Here is a 721-nt window from a genome sequence, read left to right on the forward strand (position 1 = left end):
GCCATTCGACAGGGTCACAACCACTGGCGAACCGGTGACCGGCGCCGACACGGAAGCGGTGTAAACCACGGTGCCGCCTTCAGCGACACTCGAAGTGGCACTCAACGAAACGGTGCTGGTGTCGATGGTGTCGTTGACGGTGGTTACCGCCGGTGTATTGCTGGCAACCAAATTCTCGAAATTGCCGCCGGTCGCATCTTGGATGGTTGCTTCGACGGTGCCGGCGTCTTTGTAGACATCGTCTTTCGGTGCGTCGACGGTCACGCTGCCGGTGGTCGCGCCAGCGGCGATGGTGATCACGGCACCGTTGCTCAGCGTCACGGTGACCGGAGTCCCGGCGGTATTGGTCAGGGTCGCGGTGTAAACAATCGACCCGCCTTCAGCGACCGAGTCAGTAGCGCTCAGGCTGAGGGTTGTGGTGTCCGACGTGTCAGTAATCGAGGTGTCGGCCGACTTGCCGTCGACTTCCAGTTTCTCGTAGTTACCACCTTTGGCATCGTCGATCTTGACGCTCAGTGAATCACCGCCGGCCAAAGCATCGTTCGGTGCAGTGAAATTGACGCTGGCGCTGCTCGAGCCGACCGGAATGGTGATGGTCTGGCCGTTGGACAGGGTCACAACCACCGGCGAACCGGTCACCGGCGCCGATACGGACGCGGTGTAAACCACGGTGCCGCCTTCGGCGACGGTAGACGTCGCGGTCAGGTTCACGGTCGAAGTG

Annotated in this window: 1 protein-coding gene; it reads right to left on the minus strand. The window is 61.4% G+C overall.

What is annotated here, in order from left to right:
* Positions 1 to 721: immunoglobulin-like domain-containing protein (locus tag KVG95_RS29615; RefSeq protein ID WP_217858962.1), on the minus strand; the 721-nt coding region annotated here is incomplete at both ends.

The sequence above is a fragment of the Pseudomonas farris genome (genome assembly GCF_019145235.1).
Classification (GTDB): domain Bacteria; phylum Pseudomonadota; class Gammaproteobacteria; order Pseudomonadales; family Pseudomonadaceae; genus Aquipseudomonas; species Aquipseudomonas farris.